We start from the raw sequence: 26,608 nt of genomic DNA, 5'->3' as shown, positions 1-26,608 counted from the left end.
TCGATTTCACCTAGTTTTTTTGGTCAATATTTAATATAATATTTGAGGGGAGGTGAATGGAATGGCAGATGTTTTAGAGCGCGTAACAAAAATCATCGTTGATCGTTTAGGAGTAGAAGAGACTGAGGTAGTACCAGCTGCAAGCTTCAAGGAAGATTTAGGAGCAGACTCCCTAGATGTAGTAGAACTTGTAATGCAATTAGAAGATGAATTCGAAATGGAAATTTCTGATGAAGATGCTGAAAAGATTGCTACTGTTGGCGATGCTGTGACTTACATAGAGAGTCATCTATAATGCTTAAGTGAAGTCCCGTTTTTTAGCGGGGCTTTCTGGCTTATATCTGGAGGGACCTATGCCGTACCGAAAATATAGAGAAAAAAAATACGAAACAAAATATCGTGAAGCATTTAAAGTGTTTCAAGAAAAGATAGGTATTACGTTTACAGATGAAAAATTATTGATTCAAGCATTTACGCATTCATCGTATGTGAATGAGCATCGAAAAAAACCGCATGAAGATAATGAGCGTCTTGAATTTCTTGGAGATGCAGTATTGGAACTGACTGTATCGCAGTATCTGTTTCAAAAATATCCGACAATGAGCGAAGGAGAGTTAACAAAACTACGTGCAGCTATTGTATGTGAGCCATCTCTTGTTCGTTTTGCGAACGAATTGTCATTTGGTAGCCTTGTTTTATTAGGAAAAGGTGAAGAAATGACAGGTGGACGTGAACGACCAGCTTTATTAGCGGATGTCTTTGAAGCGTTTATTGGTGCCCTTTATCTTGATCAAGGGCTAGAAACAGTTTGGGAATTCTTAAAAGAAATTGTATATCCGAAAATTAATGAGGGTGCTTTTTCTCATGTGATGGATTATAAGAGTCAGTTGCAAGAATTGATTCAGCGTGATGGCAGTGGCAATGTTGAGTATCAAATTTTGCAAGAAAAAGGACCAGCTCACAATCGAGAATTTGTGTCACGTGTTACGTTAAATAACGTAGCTTTAGGTCTTGGTAGTGGTAAGTCGAAAAAAGAAGCAGAGCAACAAGCTGCTGCAGAAGCATTGAAAAAATTAAAAGAACAACTATAAGGAATCCCCCTTTGAATGAGGGGGATTCCTTGTGCATAGAATGAAACTTTCTTTTTGTTTATAATGAAAAAGAAGGTAAATCCGTATAATACTTGTTTTTGTATAGAGAACATTTATAACGACGGAGAATAGGAGGAAGGCCTTTCGTGTTTTTAAAAAGATTAGAAATAGCAGGGTTTAAGTCTTTTGCTGAGCGTGTATCTGTTGATTTTGTCCCAGGTGTAACTTCTGTAGTAGGACCTAATGGAAGCGGGAAAAGTAATATTACTGATGCAATTCGCTGGGTACTTGGTGAACAATCTGCAAAATCATTACGTGGTGCAAAGATGGAGGATATTATTTTTGCAGGCAGTGATACGAGGAGAGCGGTTAATGTTGCTGAAGTAACAATAACTTTAAATAATGAAGATCAACGTTTACCAATTGAATACAATGAGGTGTGTGTAACACGTCGTGTATCTCGTTCAGGTGATAGTGATTTTTATATTAATAAACAATCATGTAGATTGAAAGATATTATCGATTTATTTATGGACTCTGGTATGGGAAGAGAAGCTTTTTCAATTATTAGCCAGGGGAAAGTGGAAGAGATTTTAAGTAGTAAGTCAGAAGAGCGTCGAGGTGTATTTGAAGAAGCGGCAGGCGTACTAAAATACAAACTTCGCAAAAAGAAAGCTGAAGGGAAATTAGCAGAAACACAAGAAAACTTAAATCGTGTACAAGATATAATTCATGAATTAAGTAGTCAAGTAGAACCTTTAGAAAGACAAGCTTCTATTGCGAAAGATTATCTTGAGAATAAAGAAGAATTAGAGAAAGTAGAAGCCGCGCTTATTGTCCATGAAATTGAAGAATTGCACGAGAAATGGGAAGCGCTTCGAAATCAGTTTGGGCATAATAAAAACGAAGAAGCTAAAATGTCAACGAATTTACAAAAAAGTGAAGAAGAGCTTGAGGAATTACGAGGACAATTACAAGCGGTAGATGAGTCTGTAGACTCGTTGCAAGAAGTACTTCTTCTTTCTAGTAAAGAGCTAGAAAAACTTGAAGGGCAGCGTGAGTTGTTAAAAGAGAGAAAGCAAAATGCTACGACGCATTGTGCGCAACTTGAGCAGTTAATTGTTGAATTAACAGAGAAAGCTAAAAGTTACGATGGTGAGATTGAGTCAAGTACAGAAGCTTTAATGCAATTTGTGAATGAAGTAAAAGAGTTGGAGCAAAAATTGCATGATAATGAGCAACTGCTTGCTACTTTTGCTGACAATTTAGAGGAACAGATTGAGAATTTAAAAGGTGACTATATTGAGCTTTTAAATCAACAAGCTAGTCATCGTAATGAATTATCTATGATTGAAGAACAATCTAAACAGCAAACGTCTAAAAACGAGCGTCTAGATGAAGAGAATGCGAAATATGTAGAAATGCGTATGGAAATTACAGCGAAAAAGACGAAACTTGTAGAAAGTTACGAACAAGCGAAAGAAAAAGTAGCTGGCATTCTCTCAAACATACAGAAGACAGAGGCGGCGCTTGGGAAATGTAAGACGCAGTATAGTGAAAATGAAACAAAACTGTATCAAGCATATCAATTTGTGCAACAGGCACGTTCTCGAAAAGAAATGCTTGAAGAGATGCAAGAAGATTATTCTGGATTCTATCAAGGTGTACGTGAAGTATTGAAAGCTAGAGAAAATAGGTTGCAAGGTATCGAGGGTGCTGTTGCGGAACTGTTAACGGTACCGAAAGAATACGAAGTTGCAATGGAAATTGCTCTAGGTGCAGCGATGCAGCACATTGTTGTACAAACAGAGGAGCATGCTCGTAATGCGATAGCATTTTTAAAGCAAAATAAACATGGACGTGCAACGTTTTTACCGCAAGCTGTTATTAAAAGCAGGTCTTTATCATTTGAGCAATTACGCATTGCAAATCAACACCCATCGTTTGTAGGTGTGGCGGCAGAACTTGTGCAGTACAACAATAAATATGAAAATGTAGTTTCAAATTTATTAGGTACGGTTATTGTTGCGAAAGATTTACGCGGAGCAAATGAGTTGGCGAAACAACTGCAATACCGTTATCGCATTGTAACAATCGAAGGTGATGTAGTGAATCCTGGCGGTTCTATGACTGGTGGGGCGGTAAAGCAAGCGAAATCTTCTTTATTAGGACGCCAACGTGAACTGGAAGAGTGGACTCGCAAGTTAACTGATATGGAAGAAAAAACAATGAAGTTAGAAAACTTTGTTAAAGCAGTAAAACAAGAGATTCAAGAAAAAGAAGTGAAAATACGCGAACTAAGGCAAACTGTAGAAGTAGATCGTGTAGATGAGCAGAAATTAAGAGAAGAGATTAATCGTCTAGAATTAGAAGAACATCGTATTAATGATCGATTGTCTATTTATGATTTAGAGATTGAAGGGTTTTTACAAGATCGAGTAAAAATGCAAGGGCGTAAAGAGGAGTTAGAAGGGATTTTAACGAATCTTCAAGCTGATATCACTAAGTTAGATAGTAAAATTGTAGCTTTAACAAAACAAAAAAGTGAGCAACATTCTTCGAAAGAAAAAGTTCAAAAAGAAATGACGGAGTTAAAAGTTCTGGTAGCTGAAAAGCAACAACGCTTATTTAATCAAAAAGAAAAAGTTGAACGATTGACGAAGGAAAAAGAAGAAACGGATGCGACACTTGTAAAAACGAAAGAGGATTTAGCGTTCTTAAAACAAGAAATGACATCTAATTCAAGTGGTGAAGAGCAAATTACGAATATGATTGAGAAGAAAGCATATGATCGTAATCAAACTTCAGAATTAATTCGCTCTCGTCGTGAACAACGTGTATCGTTGCAAGAGAGGGTAGAACATTTAGAGCGCAATTTGAAAGAAACGACAGGTAAACATAAATATATTCTTGAAATGTTGAAAGATCAAGAAGTGAGAATAAATCGACTTGATGTAGAGTTGGAAAATAGATTACAACATTTACGTGAAACATATACGATTTCATTTGAAGCGGCAAAACTAAAATATACAATGACAATGCCTGCAGAAGATGCGCGTAAGAAAGTAAAATTAATCAAATTATCTATAGAAGAGTTAGGTACAGTGAACCTAGGGGCAATTGATGAATATGAACGTGTAGCGGAGCGTCATACATTCTTACTAGAGCAGAGAGACGACCTAGAAGAAGCGAAAGCGACATTGCACCAGCTTATTACCGAAATGGATGAAGAAATGAAAAAACGCTTTTCTACTACGTTTGAAGGCATTAGAATGGAGTTTCAATCGGTATTCTCTGAATTATTTGGAGGCGGTAGAGCGGATTTAGTAATGACTAATCCAGAGGATTTACTAAATACGGGTATTGATATTGTAGCACAACCGCCAGGGAAGAAACTGCAGAACTTAGGTTTACTTTCAGGTGGAGAGCGTGCTTTAACAGCAATTGCGCTTTTATTTGGTATTTTAAAAGTACGCCCAGTACCATTCTGTGTACTAGATGAGGTAGAGGCAGCCCTTGATGAGGCGAATGTAGCTCGTTTTGCACAGTATTTAAAGAAATTCAGTAATGAGACGCAGTTTATTGTAATTACACATAGAAAAGGTACAATGGAAGAGTCTGATGTGTTGTACGGTGTAACAATGCAAGAATCAGGGGTATCTAAACTTGTTTCGGTTCGTTTAGACGCCGGAGAAGAACTTGTTGCAAGTGAATAGGAAGGATGGGAAAGTATGAGTTTTTTTAAAAAACTAAAAGAAAAAATTTCAAAACAAACGGATACAGTTACAGAGAAATTTAAACAAGGATTAGAAAAAACGAGAAATTCATTTGCGGATAAAGTGAATGATTTAGTGTATCGTTACCGTAAAGTGGACGAAGATTTTTTCGAAGAGTTAGAAGAAATCTTAATCGGTGCAGACGTTGGCGTTGCGACGGTAATGGAATTAATTGACCAATTGAAAGAAGAAGTACAACGTCGTAACATTCAAGATCCAAAAGAAGTACAAGCTGTTATTTCAGAAAAACTAGTAGGAATTTACAAAGGCGACAGCGATTTTAGTAACGAAATTAATATGCAAGAGGACCAATTAACGGTTGTTTTATTTGTTGGTGTTAATGGTGTAGGAAAAACGACGACAATTGGTAAACTGGCGCATAAGTTTAAATCAGAAGGTAAGTCAGTCCTATTAGCGGCAGGAGACACATTCCGTGCTGGAGCGATTGAACAATTAGAAGTATGGGGCGATCGCGTTGGTGTAGAAGTGATTAAACAAGGATCTGGATCTGATCCAGCGGCGGTTATGTATGACGCTGTACAAGCTGCGAAAGCACGTAAGGTAGATGTATTACTATGTGACACAGCAGGACGCTTGCAAAATAAAGTAAATTTAATGAAAGAATTAGAGAAGGTGAAGCGTGTAATTGAGCGTGAAGTACCAGGTGCTCCTCATGAAGTATTACTTGTTATTGATGCAACAACAGGACAAAACGGTTTAAGCCAAGCGAAAACATTCCGTGAAGCAACGAATGTAACTGGTATTGTTTTAACGAAGTTAGATGGAACTGCTAAAGGTGGTATTGTATTAGCGATTCGTAACGAAATGGATGTACCAGTGAAGTTTGTTGGATTAGGAGAGCAAATGGATGACTTGCAACAGTTTGATCCAGAACAATATGTGTATGGTTTATTTGCGAACTTAGTAGAAACAGAAGAAGTATAAGTGAAAGGAGCGGTATTTCCGCTTCTTTTTCTATAAAAAATATATGATGTTAAGAAAAAAACTTGACACTCTTTTGGACTACATGTAAACTAATTCATGTAAAGGGAAATCACTTAACAAAGGATGATCCAACATGCTCGAAAAAACAACGAGAATGAACTATTTATTTGATTTTTATCAATCGTTGTTAACGCAAAAACAAAGAAGTTATATGTCGCTTTATTATCTAGATGATTTATCTCTTGGTGAAATTGCGGAAGAATTTGATGTAAGTCGCCAAGCCGTGTATGATAACATTAAACGGACTGAAGCGATGCTTGAAGAATATGAAGAAAAATTAGTATTACTTCAAAAGTTTCAAGAGCGACAGCGACTTGTTGCAAAGCTAAAACAGCTAATCAGCGAAGAAGAGCATGTGAATGAAGAAATGAAACAAGTTGTTGAAGCTATCGAAAAATTAGATTAGGAGGGCGGCAATATGGCATTTGAAGGATTAGCCGACCGACTTCAACAGACAATGCAAAAAATCCGCGGCAAAGGAAAAGTTTCTGAAGCCGATGTGAAAGAAATGATGAGAGAAGTTCGTCTAGCTCTTTTAGAAGCAGATGTTAACTTTAAAGTAGTAAAAGATTTTGTGAAGCGTGTGTCTGAACGTGCTGTCGGACAAGATGTAATGAAAAGTTTGACACCTGGACAACAAGTAATTAAAGTTGTACAGGAAGAACTTACAGAACTTATGGGCGGAGAGCAAAGCAAAATTGCTGTTGCTAATAAGCCACCGACTGTTATTATGATGGTTGGTCTGCAAGGTGCGGGTAAAACAACGACGACAGGTAAGCTTGCGAATTTGCTTCGTAAAAAGCATAACCGTAAACCGATGCTTGTTGCAGCGGATATTTACCGTCCAGCAGCGATTAAACAGCTTGAAACATTAGGGAAGCAATTGGACATGCCTGTATTCTCTTTAGGAGATCAAGTAAGTCCTGTTGAAATTGCGAAACAAGCGATTGCAAAAGCAAAAGAAGATCATCACGATTATGTTTTAATCGATACAGCGGGTCGCCTGCATATTGATGAAGAACTAATGGATGAATTAGCGAAAGTTAAAGAAGTTGCGAAACCGGATGAAATTTTCCTTGTTGTCGATGCGATGACGGGACAAGACGCGGTAAATGTTGCACAAAGTTTCCATGAACAGTTAGGTTTAACAGGTGTTGTATTAACGAAGTTAGATGGTGATACGCGCGGTGGTGCTGCATTATCTATTAAGGCTGTAACAAACACGCCGATTAAATTTGCTGGTATGGGTGAAAAACTAGATGCAATTGAAGCGTTCCATCCAGAGCGTATGGCATCCCGTATTTTAGGGATGGGCGATGTCTTAACATTGATTGAAAAAGCGCAAGCTACAGTTGATGAAGAGAAAGCGAAAGAACTTGAGCAAAAAATGCGTACGCTTTCGTTTACGCTTGACGATTTCCTAGAACAACTTGGACAAGTGCGTCAACTTGGGCCGCTTGATGAATTGTTAGGAATGCTTCCTGGTGCAAATAAAATTAAAGGGCTGAAAAATGCACAAGTTGATGAAAAACAAATTGGGCATATTGAGGCAATTATTCGTTCTATGACTAAATTAGAACGAGAACAACCGGAAATAATCAATGCTAGTCGCAAAAAGCGCATTGCCAAAGGTAGCGGTACAACTGTACAAGAAATCAATCGTCTAATTAAACAATTCGATGACATGAAAAAAATGATGAAGACGATGACGGGAATGCAAAAAGGTAAGAAAAAAGGACTAGGTGGATTGAAGTTTCCATTCATGTAAGGAAAAAAAGATGGCTCTGTTAAGAAAAAATACTTTACAAAGCAATAGTCTTTTTGCTAATATAATTATCTGTGTGAAATAAATTCGGAGGTGCTTTATAAATGGCAGTTAAAATTCGTTTAAAACGTATGGGAGCTAAAAAAACTCCTTTCTATCGTGTAGTTGTTGCAGATTCTCGTTCTCCTCGTGACGGACGTTTCATTGAGGAAATCGGAACTTACAATCCAGTTGCTCAACCAGCTGAAGTTAAGATCAACGAAGAAGCAGCATTAAAATGGTTAGGAAATGGTGCTAAACCATCTGATACAGTTCGTAACTTATTCTCTAACCAAGGTATCATGGAGAAATTCCACTTATCTAAACAAGGTAAGTAATTGAGGCAATGACTATGAAGAAGTTAGTCGAGACGATTGTCAAGCCTCTTGTCGATTATCCTGAAGATGTAAAAGTTACACAGGAACTTTGCAACGGAGAGATAAAGTATCGATTAACTGTACATCCTGAGGATGTTGGAAAAGTCATTGGAAAGCAAGGGAGAGTTGCGAAAGCGATTCGAATGCTCTTGTATTCAGTGGGACATCATAATGATGAAAAAGTAACACTGGAAATTCAATAAACGTAAAAAAGGGCGAGGAGTTATTCCTCTCCCTTTTTTAACATTTAAATAGAGAGTGCATGTTCCATCTGTGAAATGGAGATGCTTAATTTATATAGAAACCAGGGGTGACATACTATTTATGACAAAATGGTTTAACGTAGGGAAGATTGTAAATACTCATGGCGTAAGAGGGGAAATCCGTGTTATTTCTCGTACTGATTTTCCAGAAGAGCGATATAAAGTAGGAAACACGTTATACATATCGAATGAGAAAGGCACAGACTACCTTCCGGTGAAGGTAACTTCTCATCGCCAACATAAGACATTCGATTTATTAACATTTGAAGGATATAACAATGTAGATGAAGTAGAGAAGTTTAAAGGTTCTTTAATAAAAGTACCAGAAGAGCAGTTAGGTGAACTTGCTGAAGGTGAATACTACTATCATGAAATTATTGGTTGCAGTGTTGTAACGGAAGAAGGAGAAGCGCTAGGGACAATCAAAGAGATTCTATCTCCTGGTGCAAATGATGTTTGGGTAATTAAACGCCCGAAGGGTCAAGATCTCTTAATTCCTTATATCGATGACGTTGTACTTCAAGTTAATATTGAAAATAAATTAGTAACCATTCATGTAATGGAAGGGCTGCTATAATGAAAATTGATATTTTAACGTTGTTCCCAGACATGTTTACCGGTGTATTTGGATCTTCTATATTAAAGAAGGCGCAAGAAAAAGAAGCGGTAAACCTTCGTGTTGTTAACTTTCGTGATTATACAACAAGTAAGCATAATAGCGTAGACGATTATCCTTACGGCGGAGGAGCTGGTATGGTCCTTACTCCTCAGCCTATTTTTGATGCTGTAGAAGATTTGACGAAAGAGACAGAGCGTAAGCCTAGAGTTGTCTTAATGTGTCCGCAGGGCGAAAGATTTACGCAGAAGAAAGCGGAAGAGCTTGCAGGGGAAGAACATTTGATCTTCGTATGTGGGCATTATGAAGGGTATGACGAACGAATTCGTGAGCATCTCGTAACGGATGAGATTTCTATTGGTGACTATGTATTAACGGGCGGAGAATTAGCCTCTATGGTTATTACTGATAGTGTTGTACGTCTCTTGCCAGGTGTGCTAGGAAATCATGCTTCACAAGTAGAGGATTCGTTTAGTACAGGTTTATTAGAGCATCCTCATTATACACGTCCAGCTGATTTTCGTGGTATGAAGGTACCGGATGTATTAATGTCAGGGAATCATAAAAACATTGATGAATGGCGACATAAGGAATCTTTGCGTCGAACGTATACGCGTAGACCTGATTTGTTAGATGAGAGAGAGTTATCTAAACAAGAGAAAAAATGGCTTGAGGAAATAAAGCGAGAGCAGTAATAACTTCATATATTTGCTATTGCAACAGGCCTAGTAATATGCTATTATAACATTTGTGCTACTGAAATCAGTAGCCGTATTAACGATGTTCCGCTGTAATTTATTAAGACTTTATAAGAGCATCTGTTTAAAGGAGAGAATTTAATATGCAACAATTAATCGCAGAAATTACAAAAGGCCAATTAAAAACTGACCTTCCTTCATTCCGTCCTGGTGACACTTTACGTGTACACGTAAAAGTTGTTGAGGGAACTCGTGAAAGAATTCAGCTTTTCGAAGGTGTTGTAATTAAACGTCGTGGTGGCGGAATCAGTGAAACATTCACAGTTCGTAAGATTTCTTACGGTGTAGGTGTTGAGCGTACATTCCCAGTTCACACGCCAAGAATCGCGAAAATCGAAGTACTTCGCCGTGGTAAAGTACGTCGTGCTAAGTTATACTACTTACGTAACCTTCGCGGTAAAAAAGCACGTATTAAAGAAATTCGATAAGACATGTATGGGAGCTTGTAAATGCACAAGCTCCCTTTTTCCAATCTATATGAAATTTTGGTATAATACGAGCAGTTTACATAACCGTGGAGGGGAAATGCATGAAAAAAGAGAAGAGTTCACTTTGGGAATGGATTAAAGCAATTTTGATTGCTGTTGTATTAGCTGGTGTTATTAGACAGTTTTTCTTTGCGCCAATTCTCGTAGACGGGGTATCGATGGCACCTACTTTACATGATCGTGATCGAATGATTGTGAATAAAATTGGTTATCACATTGGAGATCCAAAACGCTTTGATATTATCGTATTTCGAGCAACAGAAGATAAAGATTACATTAAGCGCATTATAGGCCTGCCAGGCGATGAAATAGAGTATCGTAATGATAAACTGTATGTTAACGGAAAGGCTTATGAGGAGCCGTATTTAGACAAGCAGAAAAAGCAAATTGCTGATGGACCGCTTACATATGATTTTAATCTTGAAGAAATGACAGGCAAGAAAACCGTTCCAAAAGATCAATTATTTGTTTTAGGTGATAATCGTCGTTTTAGTAAAGATAGCCGTTCAATCGGTACGATTTCAATGGATCAAGTAATTGGTAAAGCTAATATGTTATATTGGCCGTTAGAAGACGCACGTATTGTGAAATAAATGAAAAAGAAGGTGGCAACATGGTAATTCAATGGTTTCCAGGGCATATGGCGAAGGCTAGACGCCAAGTAACGGAGAAATTAAAATTAATTGATGTTGTAATTGAACTTGTAGATGCTCGATTACCATTATCATCTCGAAACCCAATGATTGATGAAATCATTACACATAAGCCAAGGCTTGTTGTTTTAAATAAAGCGGATATGGCGGATGATCGTTTAACAAAACAATGGATCGCATATTTTAAAGAAAAAGGCCATATGGCAATTTCGATTAACGCGCAAGCTGGACAAGGTATGAAGGAAATTGCAGCAGCTTGTAAAGTGCTTGTTAAAGAAAAATTTGATAAAATGGTTGCAAAAGGTATTAGACCGAGAGCGATTCGTGCATTAATTGTAGGTATACCAAATGTTGGTAAATCTACATTGATTAATAAATTGGCAAAGAAAAATATTGCTAAAACAGGAGATCGTCCAGGTGTGACAACAGCTCAACAATGGATTAAAGTTGGGAAGGAAATGGAATTGTTAGATACACCAGGTATTCTGTGGCCTAAATTTGAAGATCAATTAGTGGGTCTTCGTTTAGCGACAACGGGTGCAATTAAAGATTCAATTTTAAATTTACAAGATGTAGCTGTTTACGCATTACGTTTTATGGAGAAACATTATCCAGAACGCTTGAAAGAACGCTATAATTTAAATGAGATTCCAGAAGATATTGTGGAATTATTCGATGCAATTGGAAAAAATAGAGGCTGCTTAATGGGCGGCGGAATGATTGATTATGATAAGACATCTGAGCTTGTGCTTCGTGAGCTTCGTGGTGGCAAACTTGGAAAAATGACGTTTGAAACACCGGAAGAGTTTGGAGAGCAAGTGGAAGATGTGGAAAAAATAGAAGAAGTATAAGACGTGCGTTTGTGCGTCTTTTCTTTTTGGATATGTTTAAAAAGGAGCTTGTATAAATGCAAACTATGACGATAAAAGAAGCGGAAAATGTATTGAAAGAAATTATGAATGAAGAAGATGATCGCTTTCAACTGTTAATGAAAGATGATCGAAAAGGTGTTCAAAAGCTCGTTTTGAAGTGGTATAAACAAAAAGAGTTAGAACAGAAAGAAAAAGAGAAGTTTTTTGAAATGTCCAAGTATGAAAATGCTTTGCGTGAAAAAGGGGTCACATATATCGCGGGTATTGATGAAGTAGGGCGTGGGCCATTGGCTGGGCCTGTTGTGACGGCAGCTGTCGTTCTTCCTGAGGATTTTTATATTCCAGGGTTAAATGACTCGAAAAAGTTGAGTGAAGCGAAACGTGAGCGTTTTTATGATGAAATAAAAGTACAAGCAATTGCAATTGGAGTAGGAATTGTATCACCGCAAGTTATTGATGATATTAATATTTACCAAGCAACGAAACAAGCGATGTTAGATGCAGTTGCAAATTTATCTTGTACACCCCAACATTTATTAATTGATGCGATGAAGCTTCCTACACCAATTCCGCAAACATCAATTATTAAAGGTGATGCGAAAAGTGTTTCGATTTCAGCAGCATCCATTATAGCAAAAGTAACGAGAGATCGTATGATGAAAGAACTGGGAGAGAAGTATCCTGAATATGGATTTGAGCAACATATGGGATATGGCACAAAGCAACATTTAGAGGCAATTGAAGTGCATGGAGTACTAGATGAACACCGCAAGTCATTCGCACCAATTAAAGATATGATTCAAAAATAAGCTGTAAATATACAGCTTATTTTTTTATTTTGGCATATAAACATTACTATTTTCGAAAAAGAATAAAGCGATTTCAGTTTTCTGACACTTTATTGTAGACAGCGTGCCAATCATCTTATACAATGGCAATGTAATGTTTTTTAAACATTAAAAAACTTTTCGAGTAAAACAGGAAAACAGGGGAGGATGGGACCATGAATATCCATGAGTACCAAGGTAAGGCAGTCCTTAGAAGCTATGGGGTTAGCGTTCCGAACGGGAAGGTTGCATTTACAGTAGAAGAAGCTGTAGAAGCAGCGAAAGAATTAGGAACAGATGTATGTGTAGTGAAAGCACAAATTCACGCTGGTGGACGCGGCAAAGCTGGCGGAGTAAAAGTTGCAAAAAATTTAGATGAAGTTCGTACATATGCAGAAAGCATTTTAGGAACTACACTTGTGACACATCAAACAGGTCCTGAAGGTAAGGAAGTAAAACGCTTACTTATCGAAGAAGGTTGCGATATTAAAAAAGAATATTATGTAGGTCTAGTTTTAGATCGTGCAACTTCTCAAGTTGTTTTAATGGCGTCTGAAGAAGGCGGAACAGAAATTGAAGAAGTAGCAGAAAAAACACCTGAAAAAATCTTTAAAGAATATATTGATCCAGCAGTAGGCTTGCAAGGTTTCCAAGCGCGCCGAATTGCATTTAACATCAATATTCCAAAAGAGCTTGTAGGACAAGCTGTGAAGTTTATGATGGGCTTATATCGTGCGTTTATCGAAAAAGATTGCTCTATCGCTGAGATTAACCCACTTGTTACAACAGGCGAAGGTAAAGTTATGGCATTAGATGCAAAATTAAACTTTGATTCTAATGCGTTATATCGCCATAAAGACATTTTAGAGCTTCGTGATCTTGATGAAGAGGATTCAAAAGAAATTGAAGCTTCAAAATACGACTTAAACTACATTCCTTTAGATGGAAATATCGGTTGTATGGTTAATGGTGCAGGTTTAGCGATGGCTACAATGGATATCATTAAACATTACCACGGTGACCCAGCTAACTTCTTAGATGTTGGTGGCGGTGCAACTGCAGAAAAAGTTACAGAAGCATTCAAAATTATCCTTTCTGACAAAAATGTAAAAGGTATCTTCGTTAACATTTTTGGTGGCATTATGAAGTGTGATGTTATTGCAGAAGGTGTTATTGAAGCAACGAAACAAGTAGGTCTTGAGTTACCTTTAGTTGTACGTCTTGAAGGCACAAACGTAGAACTAGGTAAGAAAATTTTAAATGAGTCTGGCTTAAATATTGTTGCAGCAGAATCTATGGCAGACGGTGCACAAAAAATTGTTTCACTAGTGGGCTAATAGAAAGCGGGGGAGAAAAATGAGCGTATTAGTTAATAAAGATACAAAAGTTATTGTTCAAGGTATTACAGGTTCTCAAGGTTTATTCCATACAAAACAAATGATTGAATACGGTACGAAAATTGTCGGTGGTGTAACACCAGGTAAGGGCGGCACTGATATTGAAGGTGTACCAGTATTTGATACAGTAGAAGATGCAGTGAAAGCAACAGGCGCAAACGCTTCAGTTGTATACGTTCCACCCGCTTTTGCGGCAGATGCAATTATGGAAGCTGTTGATGCAGAAATTGATTTAGTAGTATGTATTACTGAAGGGATTCCTGTATTAGATATGGTAAACGTAAAGAGATATATGGCGGGTAAACATACACGTTTACTTGGACCAAACTGCCCAGGTGTAATCACACCAGATGAATGTAAGATTGGTATTATGCCAGGATATATTCATAAAAAAGGTCATGTTGGTATCGTATCTCGCTCTGGTACATTAACTTATGAAGCTGTACATCAGTTAACACAAGAAGGTATTGGCCAATCTACTGCTGTAGGTATCGGCGGAGACCCTGTTAACGGTACAGACTTTATTGATGCGTTAAAAGCATTTAATGAAGATGAAGAAACACATGCTGTAATTATGATTGGTGAAATCGGCGGTACAGCAGAAGAAGAGGCAGCTGAATGGGTAAAAGCTAATATGACAAAACCTGTTGTAGGCTTCATTGGTGGTCAAACAGCGCCTGCTGGCAAACGTATGGGCCATGCTGGTGCAATCATTTCTGGCGGTAAAGGAACTGCTGCTGAAAAGATTAAAACAATGGAAGCTTGTGGCATTAAAGTAGCTGAAACTCCAGCAGTTATGGGAGAAACGCTAATCTCTGTTTTAAAAGAAAAAGGTTTATTTGAGACTTGTAAAAACTATTAATCTGTTGAAAGACACCTTCTTACTTGAGGGTGTCTTTTTACACTTTTTTCTGTTTACATAATAAAAATTATGGGTAAGGAGAATCAAGATGAAAAGAGAGAGATTATTACATCTTCATTACTTGCTAGCAGATTATTGGAAGGCGATGGAGAGGCTACTATATGTCGATCCAGAATTAAAGAACATATATAAATTTAACGAAAAACAAATGGAACACTACACTGGAATATCCTCGAAAAAATCTTCAGAACTAGTAAAATTTCTTCAAAGTTCAAATCTTCCGCAATATATATCTTATTTAGAGAGAAATCGTATTTTTTATATAACGATATGGGATGAAGATTATCCGCAATTATTACGTGAAATACAAGACCCTCCCTTCGTTTTATATGGAAAAGGAGAGAAAGATTTCCTGAATAAAGTAAATAAATTAGCAGTTGTTGGAACGAGAGAACCATCATTATATGGTCATGAGAGTTTGAAGTTTATTTTACACCCTTTATTAGAAAGAGAGTGGCTTATTGTCAGTGGGTTTGCAAAAGGGATAGATACAATGTCTCATGAGATTACAGTAAGGCATCATCGCCCGACTATTGCGATATTAGGGCATGGATTGTCTTTTATGTATCCGAAAGAAAATAGACATTTATATGAAATGTGGAAGGAATATATATTGTTATTGACAGAGTATCCGCCGCACTATGCACCGAAAAAGTGGTATTTTCCAAAAAGGAACCGGATTATTAGTGGTATAAGTAAAGGTGTTTTAGTTGTAGAAGCGAAATCGAGAAGTGGAACACTTATTACTGCAGACCTTGCGTTAGAGCAAAATAGAGAGGTGTTTGCGCTTCCTGGACCTATATTTATAGAGGGGGCATCGGGAACGAATCATCTTATTCAGCAAGGAGCAAAACTAGTAAGAAATGCAGAAGATATCTTGGAAGAGATTTTAAATTAACCTTATATTTTTATGTTTTTATTAAACAATTATTGACAAATGGTAGATTGGCACTGTATGGTATATTCATTCTTGATTGACAAAAACAAGAGAAATCAATAAGATTAATGAAGACTTGAATCCACCTCTTAAGGAGGCACTAGCATGTCAGATTACCTCGTAATCGTGGAGTCGCCTTCTAAGGCGAAGACCATTGAGAAATATTTAGGGAAAAAATACAAAGTTGTCGCGTCTATGGGACATGTTCGCGATTTGCCAAAAAGTCAAATGGGGATAGAAGTAAAGAACAACTTCACCCCGAAGTATATTACCATTCGTGGTAAAGGTCCCGTCTTAAAAGATTTAAAATCAGCGGCGAAAAAAGCAAAGAAAGTCTATCTCGCGGCCGATCCAGACCGTGAAGGGGAAGCAATTGCTTGGCATTTAGCGAATACGTTAAATGTGGACGTTGAATCAGATTGTCGGGTTGTGTTTAATGAGATTACGAAAGATGCAATCAAAGAATCATTTAAACATCCTCGTGCAATTAATATGGATTTAGTGGATGCACAACAAGCAAGACGTATACTTGATCGTCTTGTTGGTTACAATATTAGTCCTTTATTATGGAAGAAAGTAAAAAAAGGATTAAGTGCAGGACGTGTACAATCTGTAGCAGTTCGTTTAATCATCGAGCGTGAAAGGGAAATTCAAAACTTTGAACCTGAAGAATTCTGGACAATTAAAACAGAATTTGTAAAAGGAAAAGACACATTTGAAGCAAGCTTTTACGGTGTAGATGGTGAAAAAGTTCAATTAACAAATGAAACGCAAGTGAATGAAATAATTGAACAGATGAAAGACAATGCGTTTTCAGTTGAAAATGTAACGCGCAAAGAGCGAAAACGTAATCCTGCATTACCGTTTACAACATCTTCCTTGCAACAAGAAGCAGCACGTAAGTTAAACATGCGAGCAAAGAAAACAATGATGCTTGCACAGCAATTGTATGAAGGGATAGATCTTGGAAAACAAGGAACTGTAGGTCTTATTACGTATATGAGAACTGATTCAACACGTATCTCAGAAACAGCTCAAACAGAGGCTCGTACTTACATCACTGAAGCGTATGGTACGGAATACATAGGAACAGAAAAGAAGCAAGAAACGAAAAAGTCAAATGCACAAGATGCGCATGAGGCAATTCGTCCTACTTCAGTAATGAGAAAGCCAGAGGAACTAAAAAGTTTCTTAGGTCGTGATCAACTTCGATTATATAAATTGATTTGGGAGCGATTTGTTGCAAGTCAAATGGCGTCTGCTATAATGGATACTGTGACAGCGAGACTCATTAATAACAATGTTCAGTTCCGTGCAAGTGGATCGGTTGTAAAGTTCCCAGGATTTATGAAAGTGTATGTAGAGTCAAAAGATGATGGTGCTGAAGAAAAGGATAAGATGTTGCCACCTTTAGAAGTAGGGGAAACTGTATTTTCAAAGGATTTAGAACCAAAGCAACATTTTACACAACCTCCTCCGCGCTATACAGAGGCTCGCCTAGTAAGAACACTTGAAGAACTTGGAATTGGAAGACCGTCAACATATGTACCTACACTTGAAACAATTCAAAAGCGTGGGTATGTAGGTTTGGATAATAAACGCTTCGTTCCGACTGAACTTGGTGAAATAGTAATTGAACTTATTTTAGAGTTTTTCCCAGAAATTATTAACATTGAATTTACTGCCAATATGGAGCAAAGCCTTGATGAAGTAGAAGAAGGAAATGCGAATTGGGTAAAAATTGTTGATGATTTCTACGTAGGTTTTGAACCGCGTTTAGAAAAAGCGGAAAAAGAAATGCGTGAAGTGGAAATTAAAGATGAACCAGCTGGGGAAGATTGTGAATTATGTAATCACCCAATGGTCTTTAAAATGGGTAAATACGGGAAATTTATGGCTTGCTCGAATTTCCCAGATTGTCGTAATACAAAGCCGATTGTGAAAGAAATCGGTGTTACTTGTCCAAAGTGTGATAAGGGTCAAATTATTGAACGCCGTAGTAATAAAAAGAAACGTCTTTTCTATGGGTGCGGTACGTATCCGGAATGCGACTTTGTATCTTGGGATAAGCCAATTGGTCGTAAGTGTCCGAAGTGCGAAGGCATGCTTGTAGAGAAAAAGTTGAAAAAAGGCGTGCAAGTACAATGTATTTCGTGCGATTATGAAGAAGAACAACAAATGTGAGCGTAACTGCTCACATTTTTTTCGGGAAGAAAAGGAAAGGTGATATAAATGACAACACAAGTAGTAAACGTCATTGGCGCAGGTCTTGCAGGAAGTGAAGCGGCTTACCAAATTGCAAAACGTGGTGTCCAAGTTAGATTATATGAAATGAGACCGGTAAGGCAAACGCCAGCTCATCACACAGATAAATTCGCTGAATTAGTATGTAGTAACTCACTTCGTGCAAACACTTTAACAAATGCAGTTGGAGTTATTAAAGAGGAAATGCGCTTAATGGATTCTGTAATTATTCGTGCGGCGGATGAGTGCTCTGTACCAGCTGGAGGTGCTTTAGCTGTAGATCGTCATGAGTTCGCAGCTAAAGTAACAGAATACGTAAAGAACCATCCAAATGTAACTGTAATGAATGAAGAAATTACAGATATTCCAGAGGGACCGACAATTATTGCTACAGGTCCATTAACATCTCCTGATCTTTCTGCAAAATTGAAAGAATTAACAGGAGAAGATTATTTCTACTTCTATGATGCTGCAGCCCCAATCGTAGAAAAAGACAGTATTGACATGAATAAAGTATATTTAAAATCGCGTTATGACAAAGGTGAAGCTGCATATTTAAATTGCCCAATGACAGAAGAAGAGTTTGATCGTTTTTATGAGGCTCTAATTGCTGCTGAGACAGTGCCTTTAAAAGAGTTTGAAAAAGAAATTTTCTTTGAAGGTTGTATGCCAGTAGAAGTTATGGCAAGTAGAGGGAGACAGACGTTAGTATTTGGACCTATGAAACCTGTTGGATTGGAAGATCCAAAAACAGGGAAAACGCCATATGCTGTTGTTCAGTTACGTCAAGATGATGCAGCGGGAACTTTATACAATATCGTAGGTTTCCAAACTCATTTAAAGTGGGGACCGCAAAAAGAAGTGCTACAGTTAATTCCGGGATTGGAAAATGCAGAGATTGTACGTTATGGTGTAATGCATCGTAATACGTTTATTAATTCACCTAATTTGCTTCGTCCAACATATCAATATAAACAACGTGATGATTTATTCTTCGCTGGTCAAATGACTGGAGTAGAGGGATATGTTGAATCAGCAGCATCAGGATTATTAGCAGGAATTAATGCTGCGCGTCTTGTGCAAGGTGAAGAGCCAGTTGTATTACCGCCAGTAACTGCGATGGGTAGCATGGCAAATTACATTACGGCAACGAACGCTAAAAACTTCCAGCCGATGAATGCGAACTTCGGTCTATTTGCACCGTTAGAGAAGAAGATTAAAAAGAAAGCAGAACGAAATGAAGCGTACGCAGCACGCGCTTTAGAAACGATTCGAAATTTTGTAAATATTTAGTTAAATTTCTTGCAAAGGCTACTAAGTTGTGATACGATTTAGTAGCCTTTATTGAGGTGAGTTGTGTGAATGTGAAGAAATTGTTACAATTATTCGTTGGATATTTACAAATTGAAAGAAATTATTCAAAATATACAATTGCAAGTTATCAAAATGATTTAGAACATTTTGTGCAATTTATGGAACGAGAAGGCATATCCTCTTTTTTAGACGTTACATACGCGGATGTTCGTTTGTACTTAACGACGTTGCACGATGAAAAGTTAGCCCGTAAATCTGTCGCAAGAAAAGTATCAAGCTTACGAAGTTTATATCGTTTTTTGATGCGTGAAGGTTATCGAAAGGATAATCCGTTTGCACTTGCGTCACTCCCCAAAAAAGAATTGTCAATCCCAAAGTTTTTATATGCTGAAGAGTTAGAGGAATTATTTGAAGTTTCTGACACGGAAACGCCATTAGGCCAAAGGAATCAAGCTTTATTAGAGTTGATGTATGCGACTGGGATCCGTGTGAGTGAATGTGTCAATTTACAACTTACCGATATTGACTTTGCGGTGGGAACAATTTTAGTAATGGGAAAAGGAAAAAAACAAAGGTATATTCCGTTCGGAAGCTATGCGCAAGATTCTTTAATTACTTATATAGAGAATGGGAGAAAACAGTTAGTTAATAAGACTGACGAAGATTCTCATATGGTATTTTTAAATGCGAAAGGTACACCGCTAACAAGTCGTGGGGTTCGTTATGTTTTAAATGAACTCATTAAAAAGGCTTCGCTGACAATGCGGATAAGTCCCCATATGTTAAGGCATACATTTGCTACACATATGCTAGATGAAGGGGCGGATTTACGTACTGTACAGGAGCTATTAGGCCATGAAAATTTGTCGACGACACAAATTTATACGCATGTCTCTAAAGAAAGATTGCGTTCTGTTTACATGAAGCATCACCCGCGGGCATAAATTGCTTTAAAAGCTATAAAAACAAATAAAGGAGTTTTTTCTATGGGAAATTTCCACGCTACAACGATATTTGCAGTTCATCATAATGGAGAATGTGCAATGGCTGGAGATGGCCAAGTGACAATGGGAAATGCTGTTGTAATGAAACATACAGCTCGTAAAGTTCGTAAACTTTTCCAAGGTAAAGTTTTAGCTGGTTTCGCAGGATCAGTTGCTGACGCATTTACTCTTTTTGAAATGTTTGAAGGGAAATTAGAAGAGTATAATGGCAACTTGCAGCGTGCTGCTGTTGAAATGGCAAAACAATGGCGTGGCGATAAAATGTTACGTCAGCTAGAAGCGATGCTCATTGTCATGGATAAAACAACTATGCTCCTTGTTTCAGGTACAGGAGAAGTGATTGAACCGGATGATGGTATTTTAGCAATTGGATCTGGTGGGAATTATGCACTTTCTGCAGGTCGTGCTTTAAAGCAATATGCAAGTGAACACTTAACAGCGAAGCAAATTGCGAAAGCGAGTTTAGAGATTGCTGGCGATATTTGTGTTTATACGAATCACAACATAATTGTTGAAGAATTGTAGAATCGTAAGGGAGGCATTTTATATGCATTTACATTTTACTCCGCGCCAAATTGTGGAAAAATTAGATCAATACATCATCGGTCAAAAAGACGCAAAGAAAGCGGTTGCTGTAGCGTTGAGAAATCGATATCGCCGCAGTAAATTAGCTGAAAATTTACGTGACGAAATTGCACCTAAAAATATTTTAATGATTGGACCGACAGGTGTTGGGAAAACAGAGGTAGCACGACGAATGGCGAAACTCGTTGGAGCACCTTTTATTAAGGTTGAGGCTACAAAATTCACAGAAGTTGGATATGTGGGTAGAGATGTAGAGTCGATGGTACGTGACTTGGTGGAAACATCGGTTCGTATCGTAAAAGAAGAAATGGTAGTGAAAGTTCAAGATAAAGCAGAAGAGCAAGCGAATCAACGTCTTGTTGAAATTTTAGTGCCGAGTCCGGAGAAGCAATCTGGATTCAAAAATCCATTAGAGATGCTTTTTGGAGGCGCTCAAAATTCGAATCAAACGTCTGATACACAAGAAGATGTTGAAATCGAAAAGAAACGTCAAGATGTGGAGAGAAAGCTTGCTGCAGGGCTTCTTGAAGAAGAAATTGTATCGATTGAAGTGACTGAACAACAGTCTTCCATGTTTGATATGTTACAAGGAACTGGCATGGAACAAATGGGAATGAATTTCCAAGATGCGCTAGGAAGTTTTATGCCGAAAAAAACGAAAAAACGTAAACTTTCTGTAAAAGAAGCAAGAAAACTCTTGACAAATGAAGAGGCACAGCGCTTAATTGATATGGATGAAGTTACACAAGAGGCTGTTTATCGTGCTGAACAGCTCGGGATTATTTTTATCGATGAAATTGACAAAATTGCTGGTAAGCAGTCGAATAGCGTAGATGTATCACGTGAAGGTGTGCAACGTGACATTCTGCCAATTGTAGAAGGGTCGAATGTTGCGACAAAATACGGATCAGTAAAAACGGATTATATTTTATTCGTTGCAGCTGGAGCGTTCCATATGTCTAAACCGTCGGATTTAATTCCGGAATTGCAAGGGAGATTTCCGATTCGAGTAGAATTAACAAAATTATCGACAGACGATTTTGTTAAAATATTAATCGAGCCTGACAATGCGTTAATTAAACAATATATGGCATTATTAGCGACTGAAGGTATAGAAATTGAATTTTCAGACGAAGCTATTCGTAAGATTGCTGAGATTGCTTATCAAGTTAATCAGGATACAGATAATATTGGAGCAAGAAGACTTCATACGATTATGGAGAAGCTCCTTGAAGATTTATCGTTTGAAGCATCTGAAATTACGTTAGAGAAAATAACGATAACACCTCAATACGTTGAGGAGAAATTAGCAACAATTGCTAAAAATAAAGATGTGAGCCAGTTTATTTTGTAATAGTGTCATCAGGTGACTCGCCCTAGTTTCCAAGTGATGAAAAAATATGTGAGTAACATGTAGGAGGAACTTTTGAAATGGAATTATTAGCAAAAACGAGAAAATTAAATGCGTTATTACAGAGCGCAGCAGGGAAGCCTGTAAACTTTAGAGAAATGTCTGACACAATGTGTGAAGTAATCGAAGCAAACGTATTCGTAGTTAGCCGTCGTGGTAAATTACTAGGTTATGCAATTCACCAACAAATCGAAAACGAACGCATGAAGCAAATGCTTGCAGAACGTCAATTCCCAGAAGAATATACACAAAGCTTATTCAACATTACAGAAACATCTTCAAACTTAGATGTGAACAGTGCTTACACAGCATTCCCAGTAGAAAACAGAGAATTATTCGGTCAAGGTTTAACTACAATCGTACCAATCGTTGGTGGCGGTGAGCGTCTAGGTACATTAGTATTAGCTCGTCTTGGTCAAGAGTTCTTAGATGATGATTTAATCCTTGCTGAGTACAGCTCAACTGTTGTAGGTATGGAAATCTTACGTGAAAAAGCAGAAGAAATCGAAGAGGAAGCGCGTAGTAAAGCTGTTGTTCAAATGGCAATCAGCTCATTATCTTACAGTGAGTTAGAAGCAATTGAGCATATCTTCGAAGAATTAAATGGAACAGAAGGTTTACTTGTTGCAAGTAAAATTGCTGATCGCGTAGGAATTACTCGCTCTGTAATCGTAAATGCACTACGTAAATTAGAAAGTGCTGGTGTTATTGAGTCTCGCTCTTTAGGTATGAAAGGAACATACATTAAAGTGCTAAACGACAAGTTTCTACAAGAACTTGCTAAATTAAAAACAAACTAATTTATAAAAAACTCTCCTCAATTGAGGAGAGTTTTTTTGTGCAATGGATAGAAGATGCTTGTGAAAAGTGTCATAAGCGTTTTTTCTGGGAAAACTATTAATTGTATTTACTTTTTTGCTTAAAAGAAAAGAAGGTTGGTAATACTAGAATTCGAGTATGAACAAAGAAAGTTTTACATTGTTCGCATTTTCGACTTGATTGTAATATTTCAGTATGATATAGTAAGCAGTGGTGTCAGTACAAAGTACACACGTTTACTGATTTAAGTGTTGGTGCTACGTTTGTAGTTTCGCTTAGAGATGAAGTAAACGGAGGATATCAAAAACCATTTAGGAGGAACTATATTATGTCAGTAATTTCTATGAAGCAATTGCTTGAAGCTGGTGTTCATTTCGGACATCAAACTCGTCGTTGGAACCCAAAAATGAAGCGTTACATTTTCACAGAGCGTAACGGTATCTACATCATCGACTTACAAAAAACTGTGAAAAAAGTTGAGGAAGCTTACAGAACGATGCGCGACATCGCTGCTGAAGGCGGAGACATCTTATTCGTAGGTACTAAAAAACAAGCACAAGAAGCTATTAAAGAAGAAGCAACTCGTGCTGGTATGTACTTCGTTAACCAACGTTGGTTAGGTGGAACTTTAACAAACTTCCAAACAATCCAAAAGCGTATCAAGCGTCTTAAAGACATCGAAAGAATGCAAGAAGATGGTACTTTCGAAGTACTTCCTAAGAAAGAAGTTGTTCAACTTAAAAAAGAGTTAGAGCGTCTTGAGAAATTCTTAGGCGGTATTAAAGATATGAAAGGTCTTCCAAGTGCATTATTCGTAGTAGACCCTCGTAAAGAGCGTATTGCAGTTGCTGAAGCACGCAAATTACACATTCCAATCATCGGTATCGTTGATACAAACTGTGATCCAGACGAAATCGATCACGTTATCCCAGCAAACGATGATGCAATTCGTGCTGTAAAACTTCTTACATCTAAAATGGCAGACGCGATCCTTGAAGCAAAACAAGGTGAAGAAACTGTTACTGCGTAACAAAGTTGGAAAGGTGATAAGGGGTTCGGCCTTTTATCACCTTTTTTAAGGTATAAACACCTTTATAAAAGGTATAAATACATATTTTAGGAGGATGAAAAGTATGGCAATCACTGCTCAAATGGTAAAAGAATTACGTGAAAAAACTGGCGCAGGTATGATGGACTGCAAAAAAGCTTTAACAGAAACTAACGGCGACATGGAGAAGGCAATTGACTTCTTACGTGAAAAAGGTATTGCGAAAGCTGCTAAAAAAGCAGACCGCATTGCTGCTGAAGGTTTAACTTTCATCGAAACAAACGGTAACGACGCTTTAATCTTAGAATTAAACTCTGAAACTGATTTCGTTGCGAAAAACGAAGGTTTCCAAACACTAATTAAAGAATTAGCTGCTCACTTATTAACTAACAAACCAGCTAACGTTGAAGAAGCTATGGCTCAAACAATGGAAAACGGTAAAAAAGTTGAAGAGCACATCAACGAAGCAATCGCTAAAATTGGTGAAAAACTTACACTTCGTCGTTTCGAAATCGTATCAAAAACTGATGCAGATGCATTCGGCGCTTACCTACACATGGGTGGACGCATTGGTGTATTAACAGTTCTTGAAGGTTCTACTGATGAAGCTGCTGCTAAAGATGTTGCAATGCACATCGCTGCAGTTAACCCTAAATACATCGACCGCGATGCTGTAACAGCTGAAGAAGTTGAGCATGAGCGTCAAGTATTAACACAACAAGCATTAAACGAAGGCAAGCCTGAGAAAATCGTTGCGAAAATGGTTGAAGGCCGTCTAGGCAAATTCTTCGAAGAGATTTGCTTACTTGACCAAGCATTCGTTAAAAACCCTGATATGAAAGTTCGTCAATTCGTTGAGTCTAAAGGCGGAACATTAAAAGGATTCGTTCGCTACGCTGTTGGTGAAGGTATCGAAAAACGCGAAGACAACTTTGCTGAAGAAGTAATGAACCAAGTAAAAGGTAGTAACTAATACAGATTAGGGAACACATTGTGTTCCCTTTTTTAAAATAAAGATGTAAGCAATTGGAGGTTCATTATGAGTAAACCGAAATATAATCGTGTCGTTTTAAAGCTAAGTGGAGAAGCTTTAGCTGGAGAGCAAGGATTTGGAATTAACCCAACTGTTATTAAGTCAGTTGCGGAACAAGTAAAAGAAATTGCAGAACTTGATGTAGAGGTTGCTGTTGTTGTTGGTGGCGGTAACATTTGGCGTGGAAAAATTGGAAGTGAAATGGGCATGGATCGTGCAGGGGCAGATTACATGGGCATGTTAGCGACAGTTATGAATTCATTAGCTCTTCAAGATAGCTTGGAGAATATCGGAATTCAAACTCGTGTACAAACTTCAATTGAGATGCGTCAAGTTGCAGAACCTTACATTCGTCGTAAAGCAGTTCGTCACTTAGAGAAAAAACGTGTTGTTATCTTTGCAGCAGGTACAGGTAACCCATACTTCTCTACAGATACAACAGCAGCATTACGTGCGGCAGAAATTGAAGCAGATGTAATTTTAATGGCGAAAAACAATGTAGATGGTGTATATAATGCGGATCCATCTATTGATCCAACAGCTACAAAATACGAAACGCTTACTTACTTAGATGTATTAAAAGAAGGTTTAGGTGTAATGGATTCTACAGCTTCTTCTCTATGTATGGATAATGATATTCCATTAATTGTATTCTCAGTTATGGAAAAAGGTAATATTAAACGTGCCGTTTTAGGCGAAAATATCGGAACAGTGGTAAGGGGGAAATAAATATGGGACAACAAGTATTGAAGTCTTCAAATGAAAAAATGGAAAAAGCAGTTGCTGCTTATTCTCGTGAATTAGCAACAGTTCGTGCTGGCCGTGCAAACGCGTCTGTATTAGATAAGGTACAAGTTGATTACTACGGTGCACCAACACCAGTTGTGCAATTAGCGAACATTACAGTTCCAGAAGCACGTTTACTAGTAATTCAACCTTATGATAAAACTTCTATCGGTGATATTGAAAAAGCAATTTTAAAAGCAGATTTAGGCTTAAACCCTTCTAATGATGGAACTGTAATTCGTATTGCATTTCCTGCACTAACAGAAGAGCGTCGTCGTGATCTTGTAAAAGTTGTGAAAAAATATGCTGAAGAAGCAAAAGTTGCTGTTCGTAACGTACGTCGTGACGGAAATGATGATCTTAAGAAGCTTGAAAAAGCTGGCGAGATTACAGAAGATGATTTAAGAGGATATACTGAAGATATCCAAAAAGAAACAGATAAATATATTGCAAAAGTTGACGAAATCGCAAAAAACAAAGAAAAAGAAATCATGGAAGTGTAATAGCGATAACTTCGCAAATATGACCCTCTTCTTAAGGGGGTCTTTTTACACTTTTAGGCATACGTCTGCTTGCTG

The 26,608-nt window shown here is 37.6% G+C and carries 27 protein-coding genes; all 27 read left to right on the top strand.

Features of this window, described 5'->3' with window-relative positions:
* The first annotated feature begins 61 nt into the window (after nucleotides 1–61).
* The 27 genes from acpP (at nucleotide 62) to frr (ending at nucleotide 26,533) form a co-directional block, all read left to right on the top strand.
* Nucleotides 62–295, top strand: a complete 234-nt coding sequence (acpP, locus tag NST90_RS18055; protein WP_000786062.1) for an acyl carrier protein — start codon at nucleotides 62–64, stop codon at nucleotides 293–295.
* 58 nt (nucleotides 296–353) lie between these two features.
* Entirely contained in the window at nucleotides 354–1,091 is a 738-nt protein-coding gene (rncS, locus tag NST90_RS18050) for a ribonuclease III (RefSeq protein ID WP_001146875.1), read from the top strand.
* Nucleotides 1,092–1,237: 146 nt separating this feature from the next.
* A complete protein-coding gene (gene smc / locus NST90_RS18045; RefSeq protein ID WP_000478974.1) occupies nucleotides 1,238–4,807 on the top strand; it encodes a chromosome segregation protein SMC in 3,570 nt (1,189 codons plus the stop codon).
* Nucleotides 4,808–4,822: 15 nt separating this feature from the next.
* On the top strand, nucleotides 4,823–5,812 hold the full coding sequence (gene ftsY / locus NST90_RS18040) for a signal recognition particle-docking protein FtsY (protein WP_000007655.1): 990 nt from the start codon (nucleotides 4,823–4,825) through the stop codon (nucleotides 5,810–5,812).
* 133 nt (nucleotides 5,813–5,945) lie between these two features.
* On the top strand, nucleotides 5,946–6,278 hold the full coding sequence (locus tag NST90_RS18035; RefSeq protein WP_000891062.1) for a putative DNA-binding protein: 333 nt from the start codon (nucleotides 5,946–5,948) through the stop codon (nucleotides 6,276–6,278).
* Nucleotides 6,279–6,290: 12 nt separating this feature from the next.
* Complete coding sequence (gene ffh, locus NST90_RS18030) at nucleotides 6,291–7,640, top strand: signal recognition particle protein (RefSeq protein ID WP_000863460.1); 1,350 nt, start codon at nucleotides 6,291–6,293, stop codon at nucleotides 7,638–7,640.
* A gap of 101 nt (nucleotides 7,641–7,741) precedes the next feature.
* Nucleotides 7,742–8,014 (top strand): 30S ribosomal protein S16, encoded by a 273-nt coding sequence (rpsP, locus tag NST90_RS18025; RefSeq protein ID WP_000268750.1) that lies wholly within the window; start codon nucleotides 7,742–7,744, stop codon nucleotides 8,012–8,014.
* 14 nt (nucleotides 8,015–8,028) lie between these two features.
* Nucleotides 8,029–8,256, top strand: coding sequence for a KH domain-containing protein (locus NST90_RS18020; RefSeq protein WP_000737401.1), 228 nt, complete (start codon nucleotides 8,029–8,031; stop codon nucleotides 8,254–8,256).
* Nucleotides 8,257–8,377: 121 nt separating this feature from the next.
* Complete coding sequence (gene rimM / locus NST90_RS18015) at nucleotides 8,378–8,893, top strand: ribosome maturation factor RimM (protein ID WP_000170278.1); 516 nt, start codon at nucleotides 8,378–8,380, stop codon at nucleotides 8,891–8,893.
* Nucleotides 8,893–9,627, top strand: a complete 735-nt coding sequence (gene trmD / locus NST90_RS18010) for a tRNA (guanosine(37)-N1)-methyltransferase TrmD (protein ID WP_000686903.1) — start codon at nucleotides 8,893–8,895, stop codon at nucleotides 9,625–9,627. Before rimM ends, trmD begins: the two co-directional genes overlap by 1 nt.
* A gap of 146 nt (nucleotides 9,628–9,773) precedes the next feature.
* A complete protein-coding gene (gene rplS, locus NST90_RS18005) occupies nucleotides 9,774–10,118 on the top strand; it encodes a 50S ribosomal protein L19 (protein ID WP_001186516.1) in 345 nt (114 codons plus the stop codon).
* 101 nt (nucleotides 10,119–10,219) lie between these two features.
* On the top strand, nucleotides 10,220–10,771 hold the full coding sequence (gene lepB / locus NST90_RS18000) for a signal peptidase I (protein ID WP_000711853.1): 552 nt from the start codon (nucleotides 10,220–10,222) through the stop codon (nucleotides 10,769–10,771).
* A 20-nt stretch (nucleotides 10,772–10,791) separates the two neighbouring features.
* Entirely contained in the window at nucleotides 10,792–11,682 is an 891-nt protein-coding gene (gene ylqF / locus NST90_RS17995; protein WP_000236704.1) for a ribosome biogenesis GTPase YlqF, read from the top strand.
* A 56-nt stretch (nucleotides 11,683–11,738) separates the two neighbouring features.
* On the top strand, nucleotides 11,739–12,512 hold the full coding sequence (locus NST90_RS17990) for a ribonuclease HII (RefSeq protein ID WP_001194265.1): 774 nt from the start codon (nucleotides 11,739–11,741) through the stop codon (nucleotides 12,510–12,512).
* A gap of 194 nt (nucleotides 12,513–12,706) precedes the next feature.
* On the top strand, nucleotides 12,707–13,867 hold the full coding sequence (gene sucC, locus NST90_RS17985) for an ADP-forming succinate--CoA ligase subunit beta (protein WP_001020791.1): 1,161 nt from the start codon (nucleotides 12,707–12,709) through the stop codon (nucleotides 13,865–13,867).
* 19 nt (nucleotides 13,868–13,886) lie between these two features.
* Nucleotides 13,887–14,789 carry a succinate--CoA ligase subunit alpha gene (gene sucD / locus NST90_RS17980; protein WP_000115178.1) on the top strand — a complete coding sequence of 301 codons (903 nt, stop codon included), beginning with the start codon at nucleotides 13,887–13,889 and terminating at the stop codon, nucleotides 14,787–14,789.
* Nucleotides 14,790–14,877: 88 nt separating this feature from the next.
* Nucleotides 14,878–15,747: a DNA-processing protein DprA gene (gene dprA, locus NST90_RS17975; protein ID WP_000818043.1), complete on the top strand. Its 870-nt coding sequence runs from the start codon at nucleotides 14,878–14,880 to the stop codon at nucleotides 15,745–15,747.
* Between the two features lie 144 nt (nucleotides 15,748–15,891).
* Complete coding sequence (gene topA / locus NST90_RS17970) at nucleotides 15,892–17,970, top strand: type I DNA topoisomerase (RefSeq protein WP_283748073.1); 2,079 nt, start codon at nucleotides 15,892–15,894, stop codon at nucleotides 17,968–17,970.
* Nucleotides 17,971–18,018: 48 nt separating this feature from the next.
* Nucleotides 18,019–19,323: an FADH(2)-oxidizing methylenetetrahydrofolate--tRNA-(uracil(54)-C(5))-methyltransferase TrmFO gene (gene trmFO / locus NST90_RS17965; RefSeq protein WP_000213002.1), complete on the top strand. Its 1,305-nt coding sequence runs from the start codon at nucleotides 18,019–18,021 to the stop codon at nucleotides 19,321–19,323.
* Between the two features lie 65 nt (nucleotides 19,324–19,388).
* Entirely contained in the window at nucleotides 19,389–20,288 is a 900-nt protein-coding gene (gene xerC / locus NST90_RS17960; RefSeq protein WP_001101243.1) for a tyrosine recombinase XerC, read from the top strand.
* 42 nt (nucleotides 20,289–20,330) lie between these two features.
* Nucleotides 20,331–20,873: an ATP-dependent protease proteolytic subunit HslV gene (hslV, locus tag NST90_RS17955; RefSeq protein WP_000526272.1), complete on the top strand. Its 543-nt coding sequence runs from the start codon at nucleotides 20,331–20,333 to the stop codon at nucleotides 20,871–20,873.
* Nucleotides 20,874–20,895: 22 nt separating this feature from the next.
* Nucleotides 20,896–22,287 carry an ATP-dependent protease ATPase subunit HslU gene (hslU, locus tag NST90_RS17950; protein ID WP_000550078.1) on the top strand — a complete coding sequence of 464 codons (1,392 nt, stop codon included), beginning with the start codon at nucleotides 20,896–20,898 and terminating at the stop codon, nucleotides 22,285–22,287.
* Between the two features lie 77 nt (nucleotides 22,288–22,364).
* A complete protein-coding gene (gene codY / locus NST90_RS17945; protein ID WP_000421290.1) occupies nucleotides 22,365–23,144 on the top strand; it encodes a GTP-sensing pleiotropic transcriptional regulator CodY in 780 nt (259 codons plus the stop codon).
* A gap of 347 nt (nucleotides 23,145–23,491) precedes the next feature.
* Nucleotides 23,492–24,193 (top strand): 30S ribosomal protein S2, encoded by a 702-nt coding sequence (gene rpsB, locus NST90_RS17940; protein WP_000111485.1) that lies wholly within the window; start codon nucleotides 23,492–23,494, stop codon nucleotides 24,191–24,193.
* Between the two features lie 103 nt (nucleotides 24,194–24,296).
* Nucleotides 24,297–25,184 (top strand): translation elongation factor Ts, encoded by an 888-nt coding sequence (gene tsf / locus NST90_RS17935; protein WP_001018578.1) that lies wholly within the window; start codon nucleotides 24,297–24,299, stop codon nucleotides 25,182–25,184.
* A gap of 66 nt (nucleotides 25,185–25,250) precedes the next feature.
* Nucleotides 25,251–25,973: a UMP kinase gene (gene pyrH, locus NST90_RS17930; protein ID WP_000042668.1), complete on the top strand. Its 723-nt coding sequence runs from the start codon at nucleotides 25,251–25,253 to the stop codon at nucleotides 25,971–25,973.
* A gap of 2 nt (nucleotides 25,974–25,975) precedes the next feature.
* Nucleotides 25,976–26,533: a ribosome recycling factor gene (gene frr / locus NST90_RS17925; RefSeq protein ID WP_000531501.1), complete on the top strand. Its 558-nt coding sequence runs from the start codon at nucleotides 25,976–25,978 to the stop codon at nucleotides 26,531–26,533.
* The last annotated feature ends 75 nt before the right edge of the window (nucleotides 26,534–26,608 follow it).

Origin of the sequence: Bacillus sp. FSL E2-8900 (assembly GCF_037966225.1) — a bacterium.
Taxonomy (GTDB): Bacteria; Bacillota; Bacilli; order Bacillales; family Bacillaceae_G; genus Bacillus_A; species Bacillus_A cereus.
The sequence above is the reverse complement of the archived record's forward strand: the minus strand, read 5'-3'. Positions and strand labels throughout refer to the sequence as shown.

Excerpts from the sequence above, each read along its gene's own strand:
- acpP (WP_000786062.1), top strand. The coding sequence starts at position 62 with ATGGCAGATGTTTTAGAGCGCGTAACAAAAATCATCGTTGATCGTTTA.
- rncS (WP_001146875.1), top strand. The coding sequence starts at position 354 with ATGCCGTACCGAAAATATAGAGAAAAAAAATACGAAACAAAATATCGT.
- ftsY (WP_000007655.1), top strand. The coding sequence starts at position 4,823 with ATGAGTTTTTTTAAAAAACTAAAAGAAAAAATTTCAAAACAAACGGAT.
- NST90_RS18035 (WP_000891062.1), top strand. The coding sequence starts at position 5,946 with ATGCTCGAAAAAACAACGAGAATGAACTATTTATTTGATTTTTATCAA.
- ffh (WP_000863460.1), top strand. The coding sequence starts at position 6,291 with ATGGCATTTGAAGGATTAGCCGACCGACTTCAACAGACAATGCAAAAA.
- rpsP (WP_000268750.1), top strand. The coding sequence starts at position 7,742 with ATGGCAGTTAAAATTCGTTTAAAACGTATGGGAGCTAAAAAAACTCCT.
- NST90_RS18020 (WP_000737401.1), top strand. The coding sequence starts at position 8,029 with ATGAAGAAGTTAGTCGAGACGATTGTCAAGCCTCTTGTCGATTATCCT.
- rimM (WP_000170278.1), top strand. The coding sequence starts at position 8,378 with ATGACAAAATGGTTTAACGTAGGGAAGATTGTAAATACTCATGGCGTA.
- trmD (WP_000686903.1), top strand. The coding sequence starts at position 8,893 with ATGAAAATTGATATTTTAACGTTGTTCCCAGACATGTTTACCGGTGTA.
- rplS (WP_001186516.1), top strand. The coding sequence starts at position 9,774 with ATGCAACAATTAATCGCAGAAATTACAAAAGGCCAATTAAAAACTGAC.
- lepB (WP_000711853.1), top strand. The coding sequence starts at position 10,220 with ATGAAAAAAGAGAAGAGTTCACTTTGGGAATGGATTAAAGCAATTTTG.
- ylqF (WP_000236704.1), top strand. The coding sequence starts at position 10,792 with ATGGTAATTCAATGGTTTCCAGGGCATATGGCGAAGGCTAGACGCCAA.
- NST90_RS17990 (WP_001194265.1), top strand. The coding sequence starts at position 11,739 with ATGCAAACTATGACGATAAAAGAAGCGGAAAATGTATTGAAAGAAATT.
- sucC (WP_001020791.1), top strand. The coding sequence starts at position 12,707 with ATGAATATCCATGAGTACCAAGGTAAGGCAGTCCTTAGAAGCTATGGG.
- sucD (WP_000115178.1), top strand. The coding sequence starts at position 13,887 with ATGAGCGTATTAGTTAATAAAGATACAAAAGTTATTGTTCAAGGTATT.
- dprA (WP_000818043.1), top strand. The coding sequence starts at position 14,878 with ATGAAAAGAGAGAGATTATTACATCTTCATTACTTGCTAGCAGATTAT.
- topA (WP_283748073.1), top strand. The coding sequence starts at position 15,892 with ATGTCAGATTACCTCGTAATCGTGGAGTCGCCTTCTAAGGCGAAGACC.
- trmFO (WP_000213002.1), top strand. The coding sequence starts at position 18,019 with ATGACAACACAAGTAGTAAACGTCATTGGCGCAGGTCTTGCAGGAAGT.
- hslV (WP_000526272.1), top strand. The coding sequence starts at position 20,331 with ATGGGAAATTTCCACGCTACAACGATATTTGCAGTTCATCATAATGGA.
- hslU (WP_000550078.1), top strand. The coding sequence starts at position 20,896 with ATGCATTTACATTTTACTCCGCGCCAAATTGTGGAAAAATTAGATCAA.
- codY (WP_000421290.1), top strand. The coding sequence starts at position 22,365 with ATGGAATTATTAGCAAAAACGAGAAAATTAAATGCGTTATTACAGAGC.
- rpsB (WP_000111485.1), top strand. The coding sequence starts at position 23,492 with ATGTCAGTAATTTCTATGAAGCAATTGCTTGAAGCTGGTGTTCATTTC.
- tsf (WP_001018578.1), top strand. The coding sequence starts at position 24,297 with ATGGCAATCACTGCTCAAATGGTAAAAGAATTACGTGAAAAAACTGGC.
- pyrH (WP_000042668.1), top strand. The coding sequence starts at position 25,251 with ATGAGTAAACCGAAATATAATCGTGTCGTTTTAAAGCTAAGTGGAGAA.
- frr (WP_000531501.1), top strand. The coding sequence starts at position 25,976 with ATGGGACAACAAGTATTGAAGTCTTCAAATGAAAAAATGGAAAAAGCA.